Here is a 19,970-nt window from a genome sequence, read left to right as displayed (position 1 = left end):
TCCCTTCATGCCGCCCTGTAGCCCAGCCGCCGCGAAATCGCCTCCACGCAATCGCGCAGCGCGCGGGCAACGGGGCCGTCCCAATCGGTATCGAGCGTGCCGGTCGGGCCCATGATGGTGAGCGTCAAGGCAATGTTCTTCGAGTAGTCGAAGACCGGCGCGGAGAACGCCACGATGCCCGGCGTCGGATGATTGATGCTGCGCGCCATGCGCCGCTCGCGCGCTTCCTCGATCATCGCCTCGACCACCGACGCTTCCAGCGGATGCGCAATGTCGGGGCCGAGCCGGATACGGTCGTCGAGTAGCAGCGTCTCGGTGAACTTGCGCGGGAGAAACGCCGAGAACAGGCGGCCGGTCGCCGTATTCGCGAGCGACATGACCGTGCCCGTGCGGATGTTCGTGTGGATGGGATAGGAAGCGTCGATCAGGCGCACGATCACCGGGCCCAGATTGCCCCACACGGCGATTGCCACCGCATGCGAAGTCTCTTCCGACAACGCCTCGGCAAAGGGCGTGGCCTCGCGGATGGGGTTTTGCGTCTGCAGGCTGGCAAGTCCCAGCTGGATCGCCATGGGCCCGAGCAGATAGTGCCCCGTGGCCGGGTCCTGCGCGACCAGTCCGATCTTGCCGAAGCTCACCAGGTACGGGTGGATCTTGCCCGACGGCATGCCCGCGGCCTTCACAAGGTCGCGCAGCGCCATGGGCCTTGCCTCGTCGGCCAGCACCTTGAGGATCTCTCCTCCCACTTCGATCGACTGTATGCCACGGCGCTCGCGCTCAGGCACTGCCTCCGTTTCGGTGTTTTCCACGTCCGTCCCCGTTATCCAAAGGTGGGCGCAGTATAGCATTAGTCATTATCTAGTGCAGTTGCATAGGGTTAACTACAAGATATTCTCTAGCGAGCTAGGTTTAATCTAACAATCAAGGAGACGGCGTTGGTCGACGCCGTCCGCATCAGAACGGAGAAGGCGATGTCTTTAACGCAAGCAGAATGCGATGTGCTCGTGATTGGCTCGGGCGTGGGCGGCATGTCGGCGGCTATTACCGCCGCGAGCCGCGGGTTGAAGGTGATCGTGGCCGAGAAGGCCGCGTACTACGGCGGCACGACCGCGCGCTCGGGCGGCTGGCTCTGGATTCCCAACACGCATCTCGCCAAGGCGTGGGGCCACCATGAACTGACGGATCAGGCGCTGACCTATATCCGCGACCAGGCGGGCCGCGGATTCGACGAAGCGCGCGTGCGCGCCTTTCTCGCGAACGGCCCGAAGGCGGTGGAATTCTTCACATCCAGCACCGCGGTGCAGTTCGACATGCCGCTCACGTTCCCGGACTACCACGCCGAAGCGCCCGGCGCGGCGCAAGGCGGCCGCTCGATGGTCACGCGCCCTTACGACGCGCGCGAGCTTGGGCCACTGCTCAAGACCCTCGGCCCGGTGCTGCCGGAATTGACGGTTTTTGGCGTCACGATCGGCTCGGGCAAGGACATCGTCCACTTCATGCGCGTGACGCGCTCGCTCGAATCCGCCTGGTACGTGACCAAGCGTCTTATGAAGCACTTTCGGGAAGTGATGAAGTTCGGCCGGGGGATGACGCTCACCAACGGCAACGCGCTCGCTGCGCGGCTTGCCCGATCCGCGGCAGACCTCGATATTCCCGTCTGGCTCTCATGCCCGGCCACACGCTTGCTGTGCGAGGGCGGCCGCGTCACGGGCGCGGTGCTCGAACGCGCAGGAGAACGAATCGAAGTGAAGGCGCGGCACGCCGTCGTGCTCGCAACGGGCGGCTTCCCGCACGACATCGAGCGGCGCAAGTCCACCTATCCGCATGTGCAGGCAGGGCACGGCCACTACTCGCCTACGCCACAGACCAACGTTGGCGACGGCATCCGCATGGCCGAAGCGGTGGGCGGCGTGTTCGACAGAAGCCTTTCGAATGCTGCCGCGTGGACGCCCATGTCGCTCGTGCCGCGCAAGGATGGGTCGACTGGCATCATGCCGCACTTCATCGACCGGGCGAAACCCGGAGTGATCGCGGTGAACCTCGACGGGCGGCGCTTCGCGAACGAGGCGAACTCGTACCACGACCTCGTGCAGGCGATGATCGCCACGTCGAAGGGCAAGACGGAAACCGCGTGCTGGCTCATTGCCGACCACGCGGCCATCCGGCGCTACGGGCTCGGCTTCGTCAAGCCCTTCCCCATGCCGCTCGGCGCGCACCTGCGCAATGGCTATCTCAAGCGCGGCAAAACGGTTGAAGCGCTCGCCGGCGAGATTGGCGTGGATGCGGCCACGCTCGGGGCGACCGTGCGTCAGTACAACGAATGCGCGCGGGTTGGCCGCGACCTCGAATTCGGCCGTGGCAGCAAGGCCTACAACCGCTACCAGGGCGATGCGCTGCACGCGCCCAATCCATGCGTCGAGCCGCTGGCCAACGGACCGTTCTATGCGATCAAGCTCGTGCCGGGCGACCTTGGCTCGTTCATGGGTCTGCGCACGAACGAGCACGCCCAGGCCCTTGCGCGCGATGGCTCGCCCATTGCCGGCCTGTACGCCGCGGGCAACGACGCCGCCAGCATCATGGGCGGCGAATACAACGGCGCGGGCATCACGCTTGGACCTGGCCTCACATTCGGTTTTATCGCGGCCAACCATATTGCCGAGCGCGCACGGCAGGTGAATTCCGAACCGAATTCCATACCGGCGCAAGCCTCGCTCGTGGCGCACTGAGCGCCTTCTTTAGACGAATCCGCTCCCGCCTGATTCCTCAATCATTTAGTTACGCTAATGAAATCCACTCTCCCACTTCTTGTCGGCAAGATTGCCTTCGTCACCGGCGCAGGCCAAGGCAACGGCCGCGCCATTGCCATCGGACTCGCCGAGGCGGGCGCATCCGTCGTTGTCTCCGACATGAACGAAGCCAACGCCCGCGAGACCGCCGCCACCATCGAAGCCCACGGGCACGCGGCCTACGCGTGCCAGCTCGACGTGACCGACGCCGCCCAATGCCGCGCCGTGGCCGAAGATATCGCGGCCAGGCTCGGCGCAATCGACGTGCTCGTGAACAACGCGGGCATCCTCGTGCGCGAAGGCATCGACAGCGAGAACGCGCTCTCCAACCTTCAGCGCGTCATGAAGGTCAATCACGAAGGTACGTTCAATGTGTGCCACGCCTGCCTGCCTTCGCTGCGCAAGACGCGCGGTGCGATCGTCAACGTCGCGTCGATCGCGTCGTTCTCGGGCCAGCCCAACACGCTTGGCTATTCGCCTTCCAAGGGTGCCGTGAAGATGCTGACCCAGTCGCTCGCCGTCGATCTCGCGCGCGACGGCATCCGCGTGAACGCCATCGCGCCGGGCGTGATCGAAACGCCCATGACCGTGTTCACGCGCGACGACCCGGCAAAGCTCGAACGCTTCATGAGCCGCGTACCCATGAAGCGGGTTGGCAAACCCGAAGAACTCGTCGGCGCGGTGCTGTTTCTCGCCTCGCCGATGTCCACCTACGTCACCGGCGTGACCTTGCCGGTGGACGGCGGCTATCTCGCGGCCTGAAGCGCCCGGGACTTTCGAAAACCACTCAGGAGACAGGCGGCGATGAATCGCATACCCCACCCCATCGATGTGCAATCGTTCATCGACGCCGAGCGCTTTGCCCCATTGCAGTGGCTCGTACTTCTATTTGGATTCCTGATTGTTTCGGCGGACGGATACGACACCGCCGCAATCGGGTTCATCGCGCCGTCTCTCGTCCAGGAATGGGGCGTGGCCCGCGGCGAACTGGGCGCCGTGATGAGCGCGGCGCTCGCGGGGCTTGGCCTCGGCGCGATTCTGGCCGGGCCGGTGGCGGACCGCTTCGGCCGCAAATGCGTGCTCGTTGCGTCGGTCACGGCGTTTGGCATTTGCACGCTCGTTGCGGCGCAGGCCCAGTCAATCGGCGCGCTCACCGCGTTGCGTTTCATTACCGGACTCGGTCTCGGCGCTGCGATGCCCACGACCATCACCATGATGTCCGAATACGCGCCGCAGCGTTTTCGCGCCCTTTCCGTCAACGCCATGTACTGCGGATTCTCGTGCGGCCTCATGGCGGGCGGCGCGGCCTCGGCATGGCTCATTCCGCATTTCGGCTGGCGCAGCGTGCTGATGGCGGGCGGCGTCGTGCCGCTCGCGCTGGCCCTCGTCCTGTTCGTATTCCAGCCGGAATCCGCACAATTTCTCGCCGTGCGCCCCGGCAATGAGCGGCGTATCGCGCGCATTCTGCGCCGCATCGCGCCGGGCAGGGACTTCACGGGGTGCACCTTCGTTGCCCACACCGCGCCTTTGGCGACGCGCGACAAATCAGGCGGCAAAGCGGCACTGGCGCTTCTGCTGGCCCACGACTATCGGCGCCGCACGCTGCTGCTGTGGCTCACGATGTTCATGAGCCTTCTCGTCTACTACTTCATGACGAACTGGATGCCCACACTGCTGCGCAAGGCCGGCTTCAGCGTGGAGCACGGTGCGTTGATGGCGTCCGTGTTCCCGCTTGGCGGCCTCATTGGCAACCTGATCGCCGGCCGCCTGATGGACCGCTTTGGCGCCAACCGCACGATCGCCGTCGACTATCTGCTCTCCGCGCTGCTCGTCGCCGTGCTGGGCGCGAGCGTGGACCACCCCATGTTGCTCGGCGTTGCGCTCTTCCTGTGCGGCGCGCTCGTCACGAGCGCGGCGACGTCGATGTCGACCTATGCGTCCATGATCTATCCGACCGAAGCTCGCACGACGGGCGTAGCGTGGATGCAGGGCGTGGGCCGCGTGGGCGGCATGGCCGGTTCGTTCGTCGGCGCGGCGCTGCTCGGGCTCGGCTGGAATTTCGACGCCCTCTTCGCCATGCTTGCGCTGCCGGCGCTGGCCTCAGCCGGTGCGCTCATGCTGATGAAGCCGCAGCGGGCATTTGCTCCGGTGAACGCGATGGAGCCATAGCCCGCGCGGCGCAGCCGGCGCATTGTCGCCTCCGCCATCGCGTTGTCAGTTTCGCGCCAGCATCGGCCGGTAACATCGGTGCAAACGAAGGCATCACGCAAAACCGGCGCAGGACGACGCAGGACGAACCAGGGAGATGGCAGAATGCGTTCTTTTCCGCTATTCATTGTCGGCGCACCACGCTCGGGAACGACGTTTCTCTGCTCGGTTCTCAACGCGCACCCCCACATCCAGCTCACCAACGAATGCCGCGTGTTCGCGCTGGTCAAGGAAATGCTGGATGTGGGCAGCCAGCGCCCCGATCTGCTGAGCCCTGCCTGCCGCGACCGCTTCAACGCCTTTAGCCGCCGCACGCTTGGCGCCTGGGTCGAGCGCTTTTATCGTGAAGACCTGGAAATGTCGGCGCCCATCTGGGGCGACAAGCATCCCCCTTACGCCGATCCTACGATTCTTTCCGGCCGCATCGGCGCAATCGAGCGCTTGCCGCGCTCCGGGTCATGCCTGCGGCTCATACACGAGCTGTTACCCAACGCACACTTCATTCATCTTCATCGCGACCCTGGCTGGGTCGCCAACTCGCTGGTGCGCAAGCACTGGATCGGGTCCGTCAACGACGGCGTTCGCGTGTGGGGCCAGTATGTAACCGAAATCATCGACTTCTTTGCTGAAGTCCCGGCGGAGCAGACATTGACGATCGGCTATCGCAATCTGATCGAGGATGCGGACACGACCATCGCCAGCATCGGCCGTTTCCTGGGCCTCGCGGACGCTTCGCCGATCCGCGATTTTCTGCACGCCCAGCGCAGCGCGCCGACGCCATTCAGCGACCCGGTGACCGATATTGCCGATCTCTACGTCGTACCGCCTACGCCAACCACGGACAATGCGCTCCTGGCCCTGGCGGAAAGGGCGGCGACGGAACTTGGCTATGCGGCACCCGCAACTATTTCGGAATCCAGATAATACATTCGGGGCAGCGCTCAGAAGGCGCGCTTTCGCACGTGCGTTCTTCAGCTCGCGCACGTTGCCGGGCCAGCCATAACGGATCAGGTGCGCCGCGGCGTCGGCGGAAAGATGCTTGCGCGCGCCCGCGCGAGCGAGCGAGCGAGGAAATGCTCGGCGAGCGGCACGATGTCGGAAATGCGCGCCGAGAGCGGCGGCAGGTGGATCGGCACGACATGCAACCGGTAATACAGGTCCTCGCGAAAGCTGCCCTCGCGCACACCGCGCATGAGGTCGCGATGCGTCGCGGCGATCACGCGCACCTGCACGGGCACGCGGCGAGGCAAGCCACTACCGCAAAACCGGCAAGAGGAGGCGCGACGATGAGGCAATCGTGTTGACGCTGCTCGTACCGACACTCGCATGCCGGAAGCCGAGCATGGCGGGGACATCGGCATCCTGATCGTCGCTCGTGATGAGCAACCGCAAGCGATGACCGGCACGAAAACGCCTGGCGGTGACAACGAGCGGAATGCGGTACTGCACTTGCGTGCCGATCGGCACCGCCTCGAATTGTTTGCACGGCAACACGGGCGATCCGTCCCGGCTCGCAGCTTCGTCGACTTCGCGCAGGCTCGCGCGCAGGTACCCTGCCGTGACGTTGGTCGCGACGCCCGAGGGATCGACGTCCTGCAGCATCACGATCCATGCCGTGTCCGGCGCGGTGCTCGTGGCCTCGAGCCGCACTTCCGCATCGCCGGCCACGTCCACGTCGTTTTCCAGCGGCGCGCTATGCCATACGAGGCTCGTCGCGGGATCGGCCACGCTGGTCCGATGGCCGCTCAAGCCGTGGCCAAAAGCGATCAGTTGCCGGCAACCCTCGGGGCCCTCCTCGACATCCAGGACGCCGTCCGCGCGCAACGCGAGCCACTCATGCCCAGTCCCCTTCGGCGGCCACGCGGCAGCAGTGCGCCATTCGTCCGCGCCGGGCATGTAGTAGCGGATCGGATCGCCTTCGAGAATGCCCGTGTCCCGCCCCTTCAGCCAGTGATCGAACCACGCAAGTGCCTCGATATGCAGGCTTTCCCACGGCCAAGCGAGGCCATGCTCGCCGAGCATCGCAACGCGAACGGCAGGACTGTTGGTCAGGCCATGCCAGGCTCTGAACGTGGATGGCAAATGCATCGGCACGTTGTCCCAGTCGCAGCCGAGATAAACGGGCACCTTCACGCGCTCGAGCAACGGCACGAGGCTGCGCGCCTCCCACCACGCGTCGCGCGTTTGATGCTCCACGACGCAGGCGCGCCAGAGATCGTCCCACGGGTGCGGCGCATGGTGCAGTTTCAGCAATCCCTTGAGGCCGGCTATCGCGGCCTCTCCGTTCGTGGTTTCGAAGTGCTTATGAATGGCGGGCGTTTTCAGGAGATAGCGCGCAGCATCCACGATCCGGTTGCGAAAGAATCCGCTTTCGTGCGCCGAGGTCATGCCGATCATCGAAAGGTACGGCGTGAGAAAGTGGGTGCTAGCCAGGCCGTTGTGAACAGCGGCTTCGTAAAGGTCGATGCTCGCCGCGACCGGAAAAATCGCCTTCAGGGAAGGCGGCTGCTCGACCGCCGCTTCGAGCTGCGTCATGGCGAAATAGCTGATGCCCACCATGCCGACGTTACCGTCGGACCAGGGTTGTCGCCCGGCCCATTCCACCAGGTCGTACATGTCCTGCCGTTCCTGCGCGTCGAAAAACCCGAACGTCCCGCCTGATCCGCCCGTGCCCCGCACGTTGACGATGACATGCACATAGCCACGCGGAACGAAGTAGTCGCTTGCACCGGCTTCGATGAAGCCGAGCGGCGCGCCGAGGTTCTGAATCTGACGCGGATACGGCGAAGCGGAGACCAGCACCGGGTACCGACCGGACGCTGCGGGCCGATAGATGTCCGAGCGCAGTTCGATGCCATCGCGCATCGGCACGGGCACATCGAATTCGGAGTCCATATCAAATGCGGCGACGGAAAGATTGCGGTATTCGCGCCCGGTTGTCTGGTGACCGTTGAGGCGGCGTTGGCCGGGTTCGAACCCGGCGACTGCTGGCGGCATGAGTTGGCTCCATCGAAAAGCGTCCGGCCGTAGCCGTTGTGACGGGTGATCTGCGCGGGCGTAGCCGACCCGGTGCGTGGCGCGCCCCGGCCTCGCGCCCGTTCGCAGTCCGGACGCAGATGAAGTAGAATGAATGATATGTGAATTAAAATTCAAATTCAAACTATTTCTCGAAGCACCGATTCCACCATGCCGACAAGCCCGAAAAAGCCCGCCACCTCCCGCTCCGGCCGCGCGTCCCGCCCCGATGGAGCCGCCACGCGCGCGCATCTGCTCGACGTGGCGGGACGCGTGTTCGCCGAGCGCGGTTTCGCGGACGCCACCAGCAAGGAGATCTGCGAGCGCGCGGGCACGCCCATGGCGTCGGTCAACTACCACTTTGGTAGCCGCGAAGCGCTTTATGAGGCCGCGCTGGTCGAGGCGCACAAGCACGTCGTGGGTCTGGACGAACTCACCTCGCTCGCGCAGGCGCCCAGCGACCCCAAGGCGCAATTGCGCGCGGTGCTCACGCGTCTTGTGAGCCTCGCCACAAACGCCGAAAAGCCGTGGGGATTCCTGCTGATGCTGCGCGAAGTGCTTGCGCCCTCGCCCGCCGTTCCTGCGCTCATCGAGCAGGCGGTGCGGCCGAAAGCGGCCTTCATGCTGGGGCTCGTTGCACAGACGCTGGGCATGAAGCCCGGTGACGCCGCCGTTCAACGCGCGGTGCTGTTCACCGTGCTGCCCTGCATCGCCATGATGATCGCGCCAAGGCAGATCCAGGCGGCGGTTTTACCCGCCGCGACTACCGACCGTGACGCGATTGTAGAGGACTACGTGCGATTCGTGATGGCGGGCCTTGAGGCGATTGCGGTGGCCCACCGCACGGAAAAGTCCGCCCCGAAGTTGAAGGCGCGGTCATGAGCCCGGAGACGATGGCCCACGTGATCGTCACCCGCGCGATCCCGATGCACGCGTCGACCTTGTGGAAGATGATGTGGATGCCCTGATGTGCTCCATCAGGGCCCTCTGGAATGGCGACAACACTTTGTCGCGACGGTGAATGAGAAAAAGGGGAACCGACATCTCCAGCCCGGGCGTCTGCACGACGCGCAGGTCGCCGCGTTCAACGTCTGCGCGGATTGCCGACTCGAGAAAGAAGCACAAGCCGAGGTCGCGTTTGACCGCGTGCTTCTGCGATTCCGGATGGCCAAACTCGAGGATCACGTTGCGGGTATCGATGCCATGTTCACGCAGTTGCGCTTCCTCGAGTTCGCGGCGCACGATATGACGTGGCGCGCTGATGAAAGGTAGTGCGGCCAACTCGCGAGGCTGCGCGACGGCGCCGGTCAGCTTGCTGTGGGGCGCGCTTGCCAGCAGCAACGCCTCTTCCCACAGCATGTACACGGTCAGACCCTCCCGGTTCTCCGACGGATGCATGACGAGCACCGCAAAATCGCACGCACCGGTGCGTACCGCATCCAGCGCCGCCTGCGGGTTCGAACTCTCGATGCTGACCAACCCCTCCGGGTGGGCTGCGTAAAAGTCGGATACGAGCGCCGGCAGGAGATAGGAGCCGGGCGTCATGGATGCGGCAATGACTGCGCGGCCGGCCGCGCCATCCTCGAGCCCCGACAACTCGCGCTCCATCTCGCGCGTGCGCGTGAGGACATCATTCGCCCATTTGTACACGCGCTCCCCGGCTTCGGTGAGCCCGATATTGCGGCCGACGCGCTTGACGAGCGAGACCCCGAGCTTGGTCTCAAGGCCCCGCAGATGAGCGGTGACCACCGGCTGCGCAACGCATAGCCGGTCGGCCGCGCGCGTCACACTCTGTAGTTCCGCGACGAGACAGAACACTTCGAGCTTTTGCAATGTGAAATAGGGGTCGAACGTACGCATGCGAGGAATCTCCGGACCCATAGCCATACGGCTATAGACGATGGCCAATATTTATATTGGAAGTATATATTGGCGAATCCTAAGATTGACGCGCTACTCAAAGTGACTCTCTCAACCGTGACCTGATAATCAGAGGGAACGCATGGATCGGATGGCCAGTGTTACCTCCTTCGTCCGCGTCGTCGAGAGCGGCGGCTTTACCGCGGCGGCGCGCCGCCTCGACCTGTCGACGACAACGGTCAGCAATCACGTTCAGGCGCTTGAAGACAGCCTCGGTGTGCGTCTGTTGAACCGCACCACGCGTAGTGTGGGTCTGACCGAGATCGGTCGCGAATATTACGAGCGCTGCTCGCAAATCTTGCAGGAACTGGCGGAAGCCGACGAGATCACCAGCGCGTTACAGGTCACGCCGCGCGGCCGGCTGCGGCTGCGTTGCCACCAGGCATTGGAGCGGTCCATCGCGCCGATCGCCACCCGCTTCGCCGGCGACTACCCGGATGTCTCGCTGGATTTCCAGACCGACGCCATGGTTGGCCCCATCGACCCTGCGCGGGAGGGATTCGACCTGTCGATCATGCCGGCGTCCCCTCCTGATTCGACGCTGGTAAGACGGACCCTGGCGAGGTGGAACTATGTGCTGTGCTGCGCGCCCGCCTACCTCGAAGCGCATTCCGCGCCACGCAGCCCGGCCGACCTGGCCGACCACAATTGCTTGCTTTACGCTCATTCGATCTACCGCAACGACTTTCATTTCGTCGACCCTGCCGGCAATGCAACGAGCACTCGCGTGTCAGGCAACCTCGTCACTGCCAGCATTACGGTGATGCGCGCGGCTGCCGCTGCCGGACTCGGCTTGTGTCTGTGCCCCCCGTTTGTCGTTTCCGATCTCCTCGCCTCCGGCGTGCTGGTGCCGCTGCTACCCGACTACCGGACCCAGGAACTGGAGATCGTCGCGCTCTACCCCCATCGGCGACAGCTGAGCACCAAGGTCCGGCTGCTCCTCGATATGCTGGTCGAGCGGTTTGCCGACGGGCAGCGCTGGCTCGATGCCATGCCAGGCTGGTAAAGCGGGCGCTGGCGTTTTCCGGCCGCGCGAAGGACCGCGGCCAGTTCATTCTCAGCGCCCGCAAGCACTTACCCGCTGGCTCATCACGCGGCAGCCTTCACCATCTCCTCGATCACCTTCTTCGCGTCGCCGAACACCATCATCGTCTTGTCCATGTAGAACAGTTCGTTGTCGAGCCCGGCGTAGCCCGCCGCCATCGAACGCTTGTTCACGATGATCGTGCGCGCCTTGTACGCCTCGATGATCGGCATGCCCGCGATCGGCGACTTCGGGTCGTTCTTGGCCGCCGGATTCACCACGTCGTTCGCGCCCAGAACGAGCACGACATCGGTCTGGCCGAACTCGTTGTTGATGTCCTCCATCTCGAACACCATGTCGTAGGGCACCTCCGCTTCCGCGAGCAGCACGTTCATATGGCCCGGCATGCGGCCCGCCACAGGATGGATCGCGTAACGCACGTCCACGCCTTTTTCGACGAGCTTGTCGGTCAATTCCTTGAGCGCATGCTGCGCGCGCGCCACCGCAAGGCCGTAGCCCGGAACGATCACCACGCTTTCCGCGTTACCGAGCATGAACGCCGCATCATCGGCCGAACCCGACTTCACCGGACGCTGCTCCTGCGCGCCGCCCGCCGCCGCCGCGCCCGCCTCGCCGCCGAAGCCGCCCAGCAGCACGTTGAAGAACGAGCGGTTCATCGCGTGGCACATGATGTACGAGAGAATCGCGCCCGAAGAACCGACGAGCGAGCCCGCGATGATCAGCATGGCGTTGTTCAGCGAGAAGCCGATGCCCGCCGCCGCCCAGCCCGAGTACGAGTTCAGCATCGAGACGACCACCGGCATGTCCGCGCCGCCGATCGGGATGATGATGAGCACGCCCAGCGCGAATGCGATCAGCGTCATGATGATGAACGGCAACCACGACTGCGTGATGAAGAACAGGATACCGAAGCCGATCATGCCGATCGCGAGCATCAGGTTGATCAGATGCTGGCCCGGATAAACCACCGGCGCGCCCTGGAACAGGCGGAACTTGTACTTGCCCGAGAGCTTGCCGAAGGCTATGACCGAACCGCTGAACGTGATCGCGCCGACGAACGTGCCGATGAACAGCTCGATGCGGTTGCCGTACGGCAGGAAGCCCGGATACGGCGCGTCCTCTGCAACCAGCCCGAACGCTGCCGGTTCAGAGACGACCGCATACGCAATGCACACCGCCGCCAGACCGATCAGCGAGTGCATGGCCGCGACGAGTTCGGGCATCTTCGTCATCTCGACGCGCGCGGCGACAAAGGCCCCAAGGCCACCGCCCACCACGAGCGCCCCGAACAGCAGCGCAAGACCAAGCCCGAGATTCGAGCCAAACTGTGCGGACTCCTTCGTGATCAGCGCAAGCGTGGTGAGGATGGCAATGGCCATACCGACCATGCCGAACATGTTGCCGGCGCGCGCGCTCTTCGGATTCGACAGCCCCTTGAGCGCCTGGATGAAGCAGACCGACGCCACGAGATAAAGCAGCGTAACCCCATTCGCACTCATCTATACCCCCTCCTTCACGACAGCCTTTTTCGGCTCCTTCTTGCGGAACATCTCCAGCATTCGCCTCGTGACGAGGAACCCGCCGAACACGTTCACGGCCGCGAGCAGCACGGCAAACGTGCCGAAGACTTTGCCCGGCAAGCCAACAGTGAGACCCGTGGCGAGCATCGCACCCACGATCACGATCGCCGAGATCGCATTGGTTACGGCCATGAGCGGCGTATGCAGCGCGGGCGTGACATTCCAGACCACGTGATAACCGACGTACACCGCGAGAACAAAGATGATCAGATTGATGACGGTATGGTTGACGATTTCCATCGCGGTTCTCCTTTATCGTTCTACCTCGCACGCAACTTCGCTGTGGCGTGTGAGGAGTGTCGCCGCGACGATGTCGTCGGCCGTGTCGATGTTCAACGCGCCTTCCTTCGTGAGAACCAGCTTCAGGAAGTCCAGCAAATTGCGCGCGTAGAGCGCCGAAGCGTCGGCGGGCACCATCGACGCCAGGTTGGTGTAGCCAACAATCGTCACGCCGTGTCTGAGCACCACCTTGTCCGGTTCGCTCAGCGGGCAGTTGCCGCCGCGCCGCCCTGTGGCGGGATCGGCAACCCGTCCGCGCCCTGCCGCGAGGTCGACCACCACGGAGCCCGGCTTCATCGCCTGCACGGTTTCCGAAGGCAGCAGCGTAGGCGCGTCGCGGCCCGGAATCAGTGCCGTCGAAATGACGATGTCGGCCTGCTTTGCCCGCTCGTGCACGAGCGCGGACTGTCGCGCGAGCCAGGAAGGCGGCATGGGACGCGCATAGCCGCCCACGCCCGCCGCCGCTTCGCGTTCCTCCTGCGATTCGAAAGGCACGTCGAGGAACTTCGCGCCGAGCGACTCGATCTGCTCTTTCACGGCCGGGCGCACGTCCGAGGCTTCGATCACCGCGCCGAGGCGCTTCGCGGTCGCGATGGCCTGCAGCCCCGCCACGCCCGCGCCGAGAATCAGCACGCGCGCGGCCTTCACCGTACCGGCGGCGGTCATGAGCATCGGCATGAAGCGCGGATAGAGGCTCGACGCGACCAACACCGCCTTATAGCCCGCGATGTTGGCCTGCGAGGAGAGCACGTCGAGGCTTTGCGCGCGCGTGGTGCGTGGCGCGGCTTCGAGCGCGAAGGCCGTTAGACCCGCTTCGGCGAGCCTGCGCGTGTTTTCCGCGTTGAATGGATCCAGCATGCCGACAAGCACGGCGCCGCGCTTCATGAGCGCCAGTTCGCCGGGCGCGGGGGAATGAACCTTGAGCACGAGGTCCGCGCCGAAGGTGGTGGCCGCATCGGCGAGCTGCGCGCCCACGGCCGTATAGCCCTCGTCGGGAAAGCTCGCTGCCGCGCCGGCGCCTCCCTGGACCGTGACGCGATGCCCCTGCGAGACGTACTTCCTGACCGTCTCCGGGGTCGCGGCCACGCGGGTTTCGTTTGTCTGTGTTTCCGCGGGTATTCCGATGTGCATTTCGAATTCATTCCGTTAGGTTAACGAAACAAGTGAGAAGATAAATGACGCGTAAGCTCGCACTCACCCAGCGTCGTGATGGTTTCTTTTGCGACCGGTCAGACCTTCAGCCGTTGGTCAAGCACATCCCTATGCCACTGGAGGTAATGCTGGCGCAGCAGATCCTTGCCATAGTCTCTGCCATTCGGCGTGCGCACGAGCGTGTGGATGTGATCGCGGGACGGCTTGTCGTTATCGAACACGATGCCGGGCTGGTGATCGAACTCGACCAGGATCACTGGACTCAAGATGCGGTAGTAGAACGGGCTGCTATCGTCGAACGGCCCGATCCAGGCGAAAAGCGTATCGCCGAGGTGGCGCCTGGCCTCGGCCCAGCGCAGTTCGGAATGTCCGGGGCGAATGTGCCCGATATAGGTCGCCAGCAGCGCCTCGAGACGCTCTCGGCCTTCCTGTGGCAGGTCCTCGTAACGGATACCGACCGGCTCGATATGCCGGTTATCGTGGTAAGCACCCGCGAACACTTCCCACGGTAGCTCAGTGCCGATCGTCGCCTGTTGCCGCGCCTCACCCGACAGCGCGCGCATCAGCGCATGACCTTGTTCCTCCTCAGCCGCAAACACACGCAGACCGCTATATTTGCCGAACCGCGCCAGGACCGGCTCGGAACCCATCAAGACCGGTGTCGTGACGAGCTGATCGCCGAGCATGAAGCAATTGATGTTGAGGTGGTGCCCGTCGATCTGCCAGCCCCAGGGTTCGTCCGGCGACGGTGTCCCGAAAATGCTGATCCAGTAGTACCACTCACCGTATTCCTCGGGCTTCCCCGTTATTTCGAGGGCATGCTCGTTGAGTCGCATGACGTCGCGCGCGGTGCCATAACCCGTTTCGCTCATCGTCTCGCGCATCAGCGCCAACGCCGCCTCGCGTTGGGCCTGGCTGAGATCGGCAAGGCAGATCCCACTGCGGGGCATCAGCCAGGGATGGAAATTGGACCACTGCCGCCACGCCTCGTCGTCGATTGCGAGGCAAGCGCTGCGCCACTGATCGGCGTCGAGACACGCGACGAAGGCGCGCGCCGCATTGACCACCGGGGCGAGCGATGCACCGGGGCCTGCGGTCGGCACGAGGCCCTGAGCAATCGCACCGGGGTGGCTTATCCCGCGGAACGGTTCGGCCAGTCCGGCCCGTGCCATATCGACCAGCTTCTGCTGGCGCGCCGTCAACTCGAACGGGCGGATCGCCGGCGCCGGTGGCCAATTTCGCAGTCCAAAGTTTTTTGTTTCTCCTGCCATCGTATCGCCCTCGCAGTTATTTGGCCGCCATCCATAGCCAGCCGGATAGAAACACCCTCACCCTCGTGCACCGGTATCAAGACAGGATGAAGATACCCTCGACCAGCGCCACAATAAACACGTCGCGCGTGGAAAGACCCTCAGGCGCCACTGGATAATCACACCTGTCCTGTACCCGGCCCGATAGCGGCCCTGAATTCCAGCCGCTAGCGCTGGCGCAGTTCACGGGCGTCGGCATCGAGCAAGCGTTCGGCCGCACCGCCCGCGAGCCCCTTGTAGTAAACATGCACGCCGATAGCAAGCGAATCGTTGCGGATTTCGTGAAGCACCCGCGACGCCTTGACGGGATTGCGAAACAGCAGATAGTGCGCTTTCTCGGCAATGAGGCGGGAGACTTGATGCATGCTGTGACGGTTCAGCGCCTCGACCAGTGCGTCGAGGCTCGCGTGCGTGCGCGCGTCGGTGCGCGGATACAACATATGCAGCACGGCAACGGCCTGAGGGGCCAGCGCCGCAGACAGGCCGGTAACGATGTCCTTATGCGTGATGGACGTGGCCACGCGCTCGGCCCCATCGACGGAGTCCACAAAAAGCATTTCAACGTCAAATGTCATGCACGTGTTTCCTCTGCTCGAATCGATCCGTGTTCCCCTAAAATACGAACACACTGGACCCTTTGGTTTTTCTGCTTTCGACATCCTTGTGAGCCAGAACGACCTCGTCGATATGGTAGGTTCGCCCAATCGGCACTTTCAGGCCGTTGCGTATCCTTTCGAAGAAGGCTGTGGCATAGCGCAACAGATCCGATCTTGTCCGCGTATAGTGAATGAACCGCGGTCGCGTCAGATAGACGGAGCCGACCTCCGCCAGATCGCCAACAGGAACGGGCGACGGGTCTCCGGATGCAGATCCAAAGCTCACAAGCATGCCTCGAAATGCGAGGCTCTTGAGCGAAGATTCAAAGGTATCCCTACCCACAGAATCGTATGCGACGTCGACGCCGCGGCCTGCGGTTATAGCGCGCACGCGCTCGGCGACATTCTCGGCCGTGGAAACAATAACGTGATCGCAGCCGTGTTCGATAGCGTGCGAGACCTTCTCCTGGTTGCCTACCGTGCCAATGACGGTGGCTCCAAGCGCCTTTGCCCATTGACAAAGGATCGTGCCCACGCCACCCGCCGCAGCGTGAACAAGGACGAAATGCCCGCGCGCGACCGGGAAAACATCTTCGATCAGGAACGCGGCTGTAATGCCGTGCTGGAGGGCCGCGGCAGCAACCGTTGGCTCGATGTCGGGCGGAAGTTTCACCAATCGATCCGCTGGAACAGCGCGCTGTTCCGCGTAGCTGCCCGGCGGAGTGCCCGCATAGGTCACCAGATCGCCCACTGCTAATTCAGGGTTTTCCGGGCTAATCTCTCGAATCACGCCGCAACCCGCGACGCCAAGACCTGTTGGCAACGGCAATGGATAGTGCCCCTGTCGATGCATGATGTCGAGATAATTTAGACCGACCGCGATGTGCTCGACCCTTGCCTCTCCAGCCTGGAGAGGAGCGTTATCTTCTTCGGTGATTTCCATAACCTCGGCAGCACCGAAGTTTTTAATCTTGACGACTTTTGGCATGATTTATGTCCGGGAAAGGCGGTTGAATTTGTGCCCCGTGCAGAAGAGGAAATGCATCAAAGCACCCCGGCGGAATAGCCGTCGGGGCGGATCAGCACGGCAGTGGCGCCCTCGAAGAATTTGTGCGGCCGCTCGGCGCTGCGTATCTGGATGACCGACTCTTCTCGCAGGGCATCGACAAGCGAAACGGTCGCGTCCGTTCCGAACGACAGATGGAGCCAGTGGCCGGAGGAAAGGAGTTGGTACACGGTGGTCTCCGAGCCGTCCTCCCGCCGGACGCTACAATCGGGCGCGCGCATGCCGACACCCGTCACGCACGGCGTTTCGGAGAAGCCACGCAACGGCCCGACGTCCTCGTAGCCAACACTGAAACCTGAAATCTGCCCGGCGATTTTCTCGTTCACCTCCGGAAAAGCCAGACAATCGGAGACCATCTTGCGCAGGCCCAGTCCACCCCGGCTGAACGCCGTCATGAGCACGTTTTGCGTCAGTGTGCTGTCATTGAGCTGCTTGCCGACAGGCCGACGCTCTGCCTCGTAGCTGTCGAGCAGGACGTCGTGCGCCTCGCCATTGATGACCGCGGCGAGCTTCCAACCCAGGTTGAACGCATCCTGCAGGCCGACATTCAAGCCCTGGCCGCCAAAGGGAGCGTGAATGTGCGAAGCATCGCCCGCGAGAAATATCCGCCCGCTTCGATAGCGCTCGGCGAGCCGGGTCTCGTTGGAGAAGCGCGAAAGCCAGAACGGATCACGCATGTTGTAGTCGGTGCCGAGAATCTTTCGAGTCTTGCGGGCCAACTCTTCCAACGTCAGCTCCTGCCGGAAAAGCGCAGGATTGGTTTCGTCGGGCGTCGTCACCACGATCCGGCTCCGGCCATCGTCGCCGGGTGGCGCAATCAGAAGGCCGCCGTGCTCGTTGTACTTCGTCATCGTCGGTGCGCCTTCCGGCAGGTCGAGCCTGACATCACCCAGAAGCCACGTGTGCGTCGGCTCGTGGCCCAGAAACGCGATGCCCGCCTGTTGACGCGTGAGGCTGCGCGCGCCGTCGCAGCCGACAAGGTAGCGCCCCTGCAGATGAAACCGCCCCTTGTCCGTTGTTCCTTCGACCGTAACGCCCGAGTGGTCCTGCCGAATCGCTTCGGCCTGGTGCCCAGAGAGGTAGACGACGCCCAGCTCGGCTGCGCGCTCCCTGATCAGCTTCTCGGTAGTCGCCTGGGGAATCCTGAGCGTCTGGGGAAATCGGCTGTCGAGGCGCGAGTAGTCGAGCAGCGTATCGAGCATGCCGTAATGCCATTCCGGCTGCCGCTTGCCCGAAGCGAGAAACCTGGCGGCCAGACCGCGCAGCGCGAACATCTCCAGTGTGCGGCTGTGCATTGTCCCCGCACGAGATTGAAGGACTCCTTCCTGGCGTCGCTCGACCACTGCCACGCTCGCGCCGGCTAGTCTGACTTCGCAGGCCAGCCAAAGGCCGACCGGCCCGCCGCCGACAATCAGGATATCGAATGAATCCACCATCCAAACTCCCCTAACATTGTTCGATGACGTCAGCAGCCTGCACAGACGCCGATTTGTCCACATTCGCCATCAAGCCATCGTATAGGCCGTCTTGACCGTGGTGTAATGCTCCCTGGCGTACGTCCCTTGCTCACGGGAGCCGTAGCTCGAGCCCTTGCGGCCGCCGAACGGCACGTGATAGTCCACGCCGGCTGTCGGCAGGTTGACCATCACCATGCCGGCCTCGCTGTTGCGTTTGAAATGCGTCGCATGCTTCAGCGAGGTCGTGCAGATCCCGGCGGACAGGCCGAATTCGGTGTCATTGGCCACCGCGAGCGCTTCGTCGTAGTCCCTCACACGCACGATGTTGGCGACCGGGCCGAAGACTTCCTCGCGCGAGATCCGCATGCTGTTGGTCGTTTCGGTGAAGAGCGCGGGCTGCAGATAGAAGCCTGGTGTCTCACGCTGGAGGAGTTCGCCACCGAAGACGAGTTTGCCGCCCTCGTCTTTCGCGATCTGAATGTATTTGAGGTCCTGTTCCAGCTGACTCTGGTCGACCACCGGTCCCACGTGAGTGCCCTGCTTCAGCGCATCGTCCACAACAATGGCCTTCAATCGCTCGATGCAGGCCTCGACGAAGCGGTCATGGATGCCAGCCTGTACGATCAGGCGCGAAGACGCCGTACAGCGCTGGCCGGTGGAGAAGAAGGCGCCGTTGACCGCCACTTCGACCGCCGTGTTGAGGTCCGCGTCGTCGAGCACGACCAGCGGGTTCTTCCCCCCCATCTCGAGCTGGACCTTTTTCATCGGGTTCGAGGCGATGCAGGCAGCCGCCACTCTGCGGCCGGTCGACACCGACCCGGTGAAGGAAATGGCGTGCACGTCCTTGTGCTCGAGCAGCGCCTGGCCGACAACCGAACCGCGGCCCATGACGAGATTGAGTACGCCCCGGGGCAACCCCGCGCGCTGGATGATGTCCACGAGCGCCCAGGCCGAGCCCGGCACGAGGTCGGCCGGCTTGATGACTACGCAATTGCCCCACGCGAGTGCCGGCGCGATCTTCCACGCCGGGATCGCAATCGGGAAGTTCCATGGCGTGATCATCCCGACGATCCCTATCGGCTCGCGGGTGATTTCGACACCTACGCCAGGCCGCACGGAGGGAATCGCCTCACCCCCGGCACGCAGGCATTCGCCGGCGAAGAACGCGAAAATCTGTCCGGCACGCAGCACCTCGCCGACCCCTTCAGCAAGCGTCTTGCCCTCCTCGCGCGAGAGAAGGCGCCCGAGCTCGTCCTTGCGGGCGAGGATCTCATCAGACGCCTTCTTCAGGATATCGTGGCGAGCCTGGGGTGTGGAACGGCTCCAGGCCGGGAAGGCGCCTCTGGCCGCCCCTACCGCGTGGTTCACGTCCGCCACGGACCCCTGGGCATACTCTCCGACAACGTCATTGGTATTCGATGGGTTGATGTTGCGAGAGGCATTCGATCCTGCAGCGAATTCTCCGCCGATAAGATTGGAATAAATTCCCGGCATGGTTTCCTCAGTAACTGCAGCAGGGGCACGTCGCGTGTGTGTCGCGCGATCTACCCCAGGTT

Annotated in this window: 18 protein-coding genes; 6 read left to right on the top strand and 12 right to left on the bottom strand. The window is 63.7% G+C overall.

Annotation, left to right across the window (positions count from 1 at the left end; all coding sequences use genetic code 11):
• Positions 1-5: 5 nt before the first annotated feature.
• Positions 6-809: an IclR family transcriptional regulator gene (locus tag JMY28_RS21075; RefSeq protein ID WP_236596972.1), complete on the bottom strand. Its 804-nt coding sequence runs from the start codon at positions 807-809 to the stop codon at positions 6-8.
• A 162-nt stretch (positions 810-971) separates the two neighbouring features.
• Here JMY28_RS21075 and JMY28_RS21070 point away from each other — a divergent pair, with 162 nt between their 5' ends.
• From JMY28_RS21070 to JMY28_RS21055, 4 genes are all read left to right on the top strand, one after another.
• Positions 972-2,726 carry an FAD-dependent oxidoreductase gene (locus JMY28_RS21070; RefSeq protein ID WP_201697849.1) on the top strand — a complete coding sequence of 585 codons (1,755 nt, stop codon included), beginning with the start codon at positions 972-974 and terminating at the stop codon, positions 2,724-2,726.
• Between the two features lie 57 nt (positions 2,727-2,783).
• A complete protein-coding gene (locus tag JMY28_RS21065; protein ID WP_201697848.1) occupies positions 2,784-3,548 on the top strand; it encodes an SDR family NAD(P)-dependent oxidoreductase in 765 nt (254 codons plus the stop codon).
• Between the two features lie 42 nt (positions 3,549-3,590).
• Positions 3,591-4,955 carry an MFS transporter gene (locus JMY28_RS21060; RefSeq protein ID WP_201697847.1) on the top strand — a complete coding sequence of 455 codons (1,365 nt, stop codon included), beginning with the start codon at positions 3,591-3,593 and terminating at the stop codon, positions 4,953-4,955.
• A gap of 144 nt (positions 4,956-5,099) precedes the next feature.
• Positions 5,100-5,918, top strand: a complete 819-nt coding sequence (locus JMY28_RS21055; RefSeq protein WP_201698030.1) for a sulfotransferase family protein — start codon at positions 5,100-5,102, stop codon at positions 5,916-5,918.
• A gap of 83 nt (positions 5,919-6,001) precedes the next feature.
• Here the strand turns inward: JMY28_RS21055 and JMY28_RS21050 are convergent, their stop codons facing one another.
• Entirely contained in the window at positions 6,002-6,244 is a 243-nt protein-coding gene (locus tag JMY28_RS21050; RefSeq protein WP_328809436.1) for a sigma 54-interacting transcriptional regulator, read from the bottom strand.
• 4 nt (positions 6,245-6,248) lie between these two features.
• Positions 6,249-7,991 (bottom strand): CocE/NonD family hydrolase, encoded by a 1,743-nt coding sequence (locus JMY28_RS21045; RefSeq protein WP_201697846.1) that lies wholly within the window; start codon positions 7,989-7,991, stop codon positions 6,249-6,251.
• A gap of 189 nt (positions 7,992-8,180) precedes the next feature.
• Here JMY28_RS21045 and JMY28_RS21040 point away from each other — a divergent pair, with 189 nt between their 5' ends.
• On the top strand, positions 8,181-8,891 hold the full coding sequence (locus tag JMY28_RS21040) for a TetR/AcrR family transcriptional regulator (RefSeq protein WP_201697845.1): 711 nt from the start codon (positions 8,181-8,183) through the stop codon (positions 8,889-8,891).
• A gap of 27 nt (positions 8,892-8,918) precedes the next feature.
• On the opposite strand, the gene JMY28_RS21035 is transcribed toward JMY28_RS21040, so the two are convergent.
• Positions 8,919-9,869 (bottom strand): LysR family transcriptional regulator, encoded by a 951-nt coding sequence (locus JMY28_RS21035; protein ID WP_201697844.1) that lies wholly within the window; start codon positions 9,867-9,869, stop codon positions 8,919-8,921.
• A gap of 142 nt (positions 9,870-10,011) precedes the next feature.
• Between JMY28_RS21035 and JMY28_RS21030 the strand changes: the two genes are divergently transcribed.
• Positions 10,012-10,935 carry a LysR family transcriptional regulator gene (locus JMY28_RS21030; protein ID WP_201697843.1) on the top strand — a complete coding sequence of 308 codons (924 nt, stop codon included), beginning with the start codon at positions 10,012-10,014 and terminating at the stop codon, positions 10,933-10,935.
• Positions 10,936-11,018: 83 nt separating this feature from the next.
• Here the strand turns inward: JMY28_RS21030 and JMY28_RS21025 are convergent, their stop codons facing one another.
• The 8 genes from JMY28_RS21025 to JMY28_RS20990 all read right to left on the bottom strand — a co-directional run bounded on the left by JMY28_RS21025 (position 11,019) and on the right by JMY28_RS20990 (position 19,908).
• On the bottom strand, positions 11,019-12,473 hold the full coding sequence (locus JMY28_RS21025; RefSeq protein WP_201697842.1) for an NAD(P)(+) transhydrogenase (Re/Si-specific) subunit beta: 1,455 nt from the start codon (positions 12,471-12,473) through the stop codon (positions 11,019-11,021).
• Complete coding sequence (locus tag JMY28_RS21020) at positions 12,474-12,794, bottom strand: NAD(P) transhydrogenase subunit alpha (protein WP_201697841.1); 321 nt, start codon at positions 12,792-12,794, stop codon at positions 12,474-12,476.
• A gap of 12 nt (positions 12,795-12,806) precedes the next feature.
• Complete coding sequence (locus JMY28_RS21015) at positions 12,807-13,964, bottom strand: Re/Si-specific NAD(P)(+) transhydrogenase subunit alpha (protein ID WP_201697840.1); 1,158 nt, start codon at positions 13,962-13,964, stop codon at positions 12,807-12,809.
• 98 nt (positions 13,965-14,062) lie between these two features.
• On the bottom strand, positions 14,063-15,256 hold the full coding sequence (locus JMY28_RS21010; RefSeq protein WP_201697839.1) for a DUF3500 domain-containing protein: 1,194 nt from the start codon (positions 15,254-15,256) through the stop codon (positions 14,063-14,065).
• 206 nt (positions 15,257-15,462) lie between these two features.
• Positions 15,463-15,870 carry a hypothetical protein gene (locus tag JMY28_RS21005; RefSeq protein WP_201697838.1) on the bottom strand — a complete coding sequence of 136 codons (408 nt, stop codon included), beginning with the start codon at positions 15,868-15,870 and terminating at the stop codon, positions 15,463-15,465.
• 37 nt (positions 15,871-15,907) lie between these two features.
• On the bottom strand, positions 15,908-16,879 hold the full coding sequence (locus JMY28_RS21000; protein WP_201697837.1) for a quinone oxidoreductase family protein: 972 nt from the start codon (positions 16,877-16,879) through the stop codon (positions 15,908-15,910).
• A gap of 56 nt (positions 16,880-16,935) precedes the next feature.
• Positions 16,936-18,393, bottom strand: a complete 1,458-nt coding sequence (locus tag JMY28_RS20995; protein ID WP_201697836.1) for an FAD-dependent monooxygenase — start codon at positions 18,391-18,393, stop codon at positions 16,936-16,938.
• A 69-nt stretch (positions 18,394-18,462) separates the two neighbouring features.
• Positions 18,463-19,908, bottom strand: a complete 1,446-nt coding sequence (locus JMY28_RS20990; RefSeq protein WP_201697835.1) for an aldehyde dehydrogenase family protein — start codon at positions 19,906-19,908, stop codon at positions 18,463-18,465.
• Positions 19,909-19,970: the final 62 nt, after the last annotated feature.

It is taken from the genome of Paraburkholderia hiiakae (genome assembly GCF_904848665.1).
GTDB classification, from domain to species: domain Bacteria; phylum Pseudomonadota; class Gammaproteobacteria; order Burkholderiales; family Burkholderiaceae; genus Paraburkholderia; species Paraburkholderia hiiakae.
Note: the sequence above shows the minus strand (reverse complement) of the source record. Positions and strands in the feature narration are given on the sequence as shown.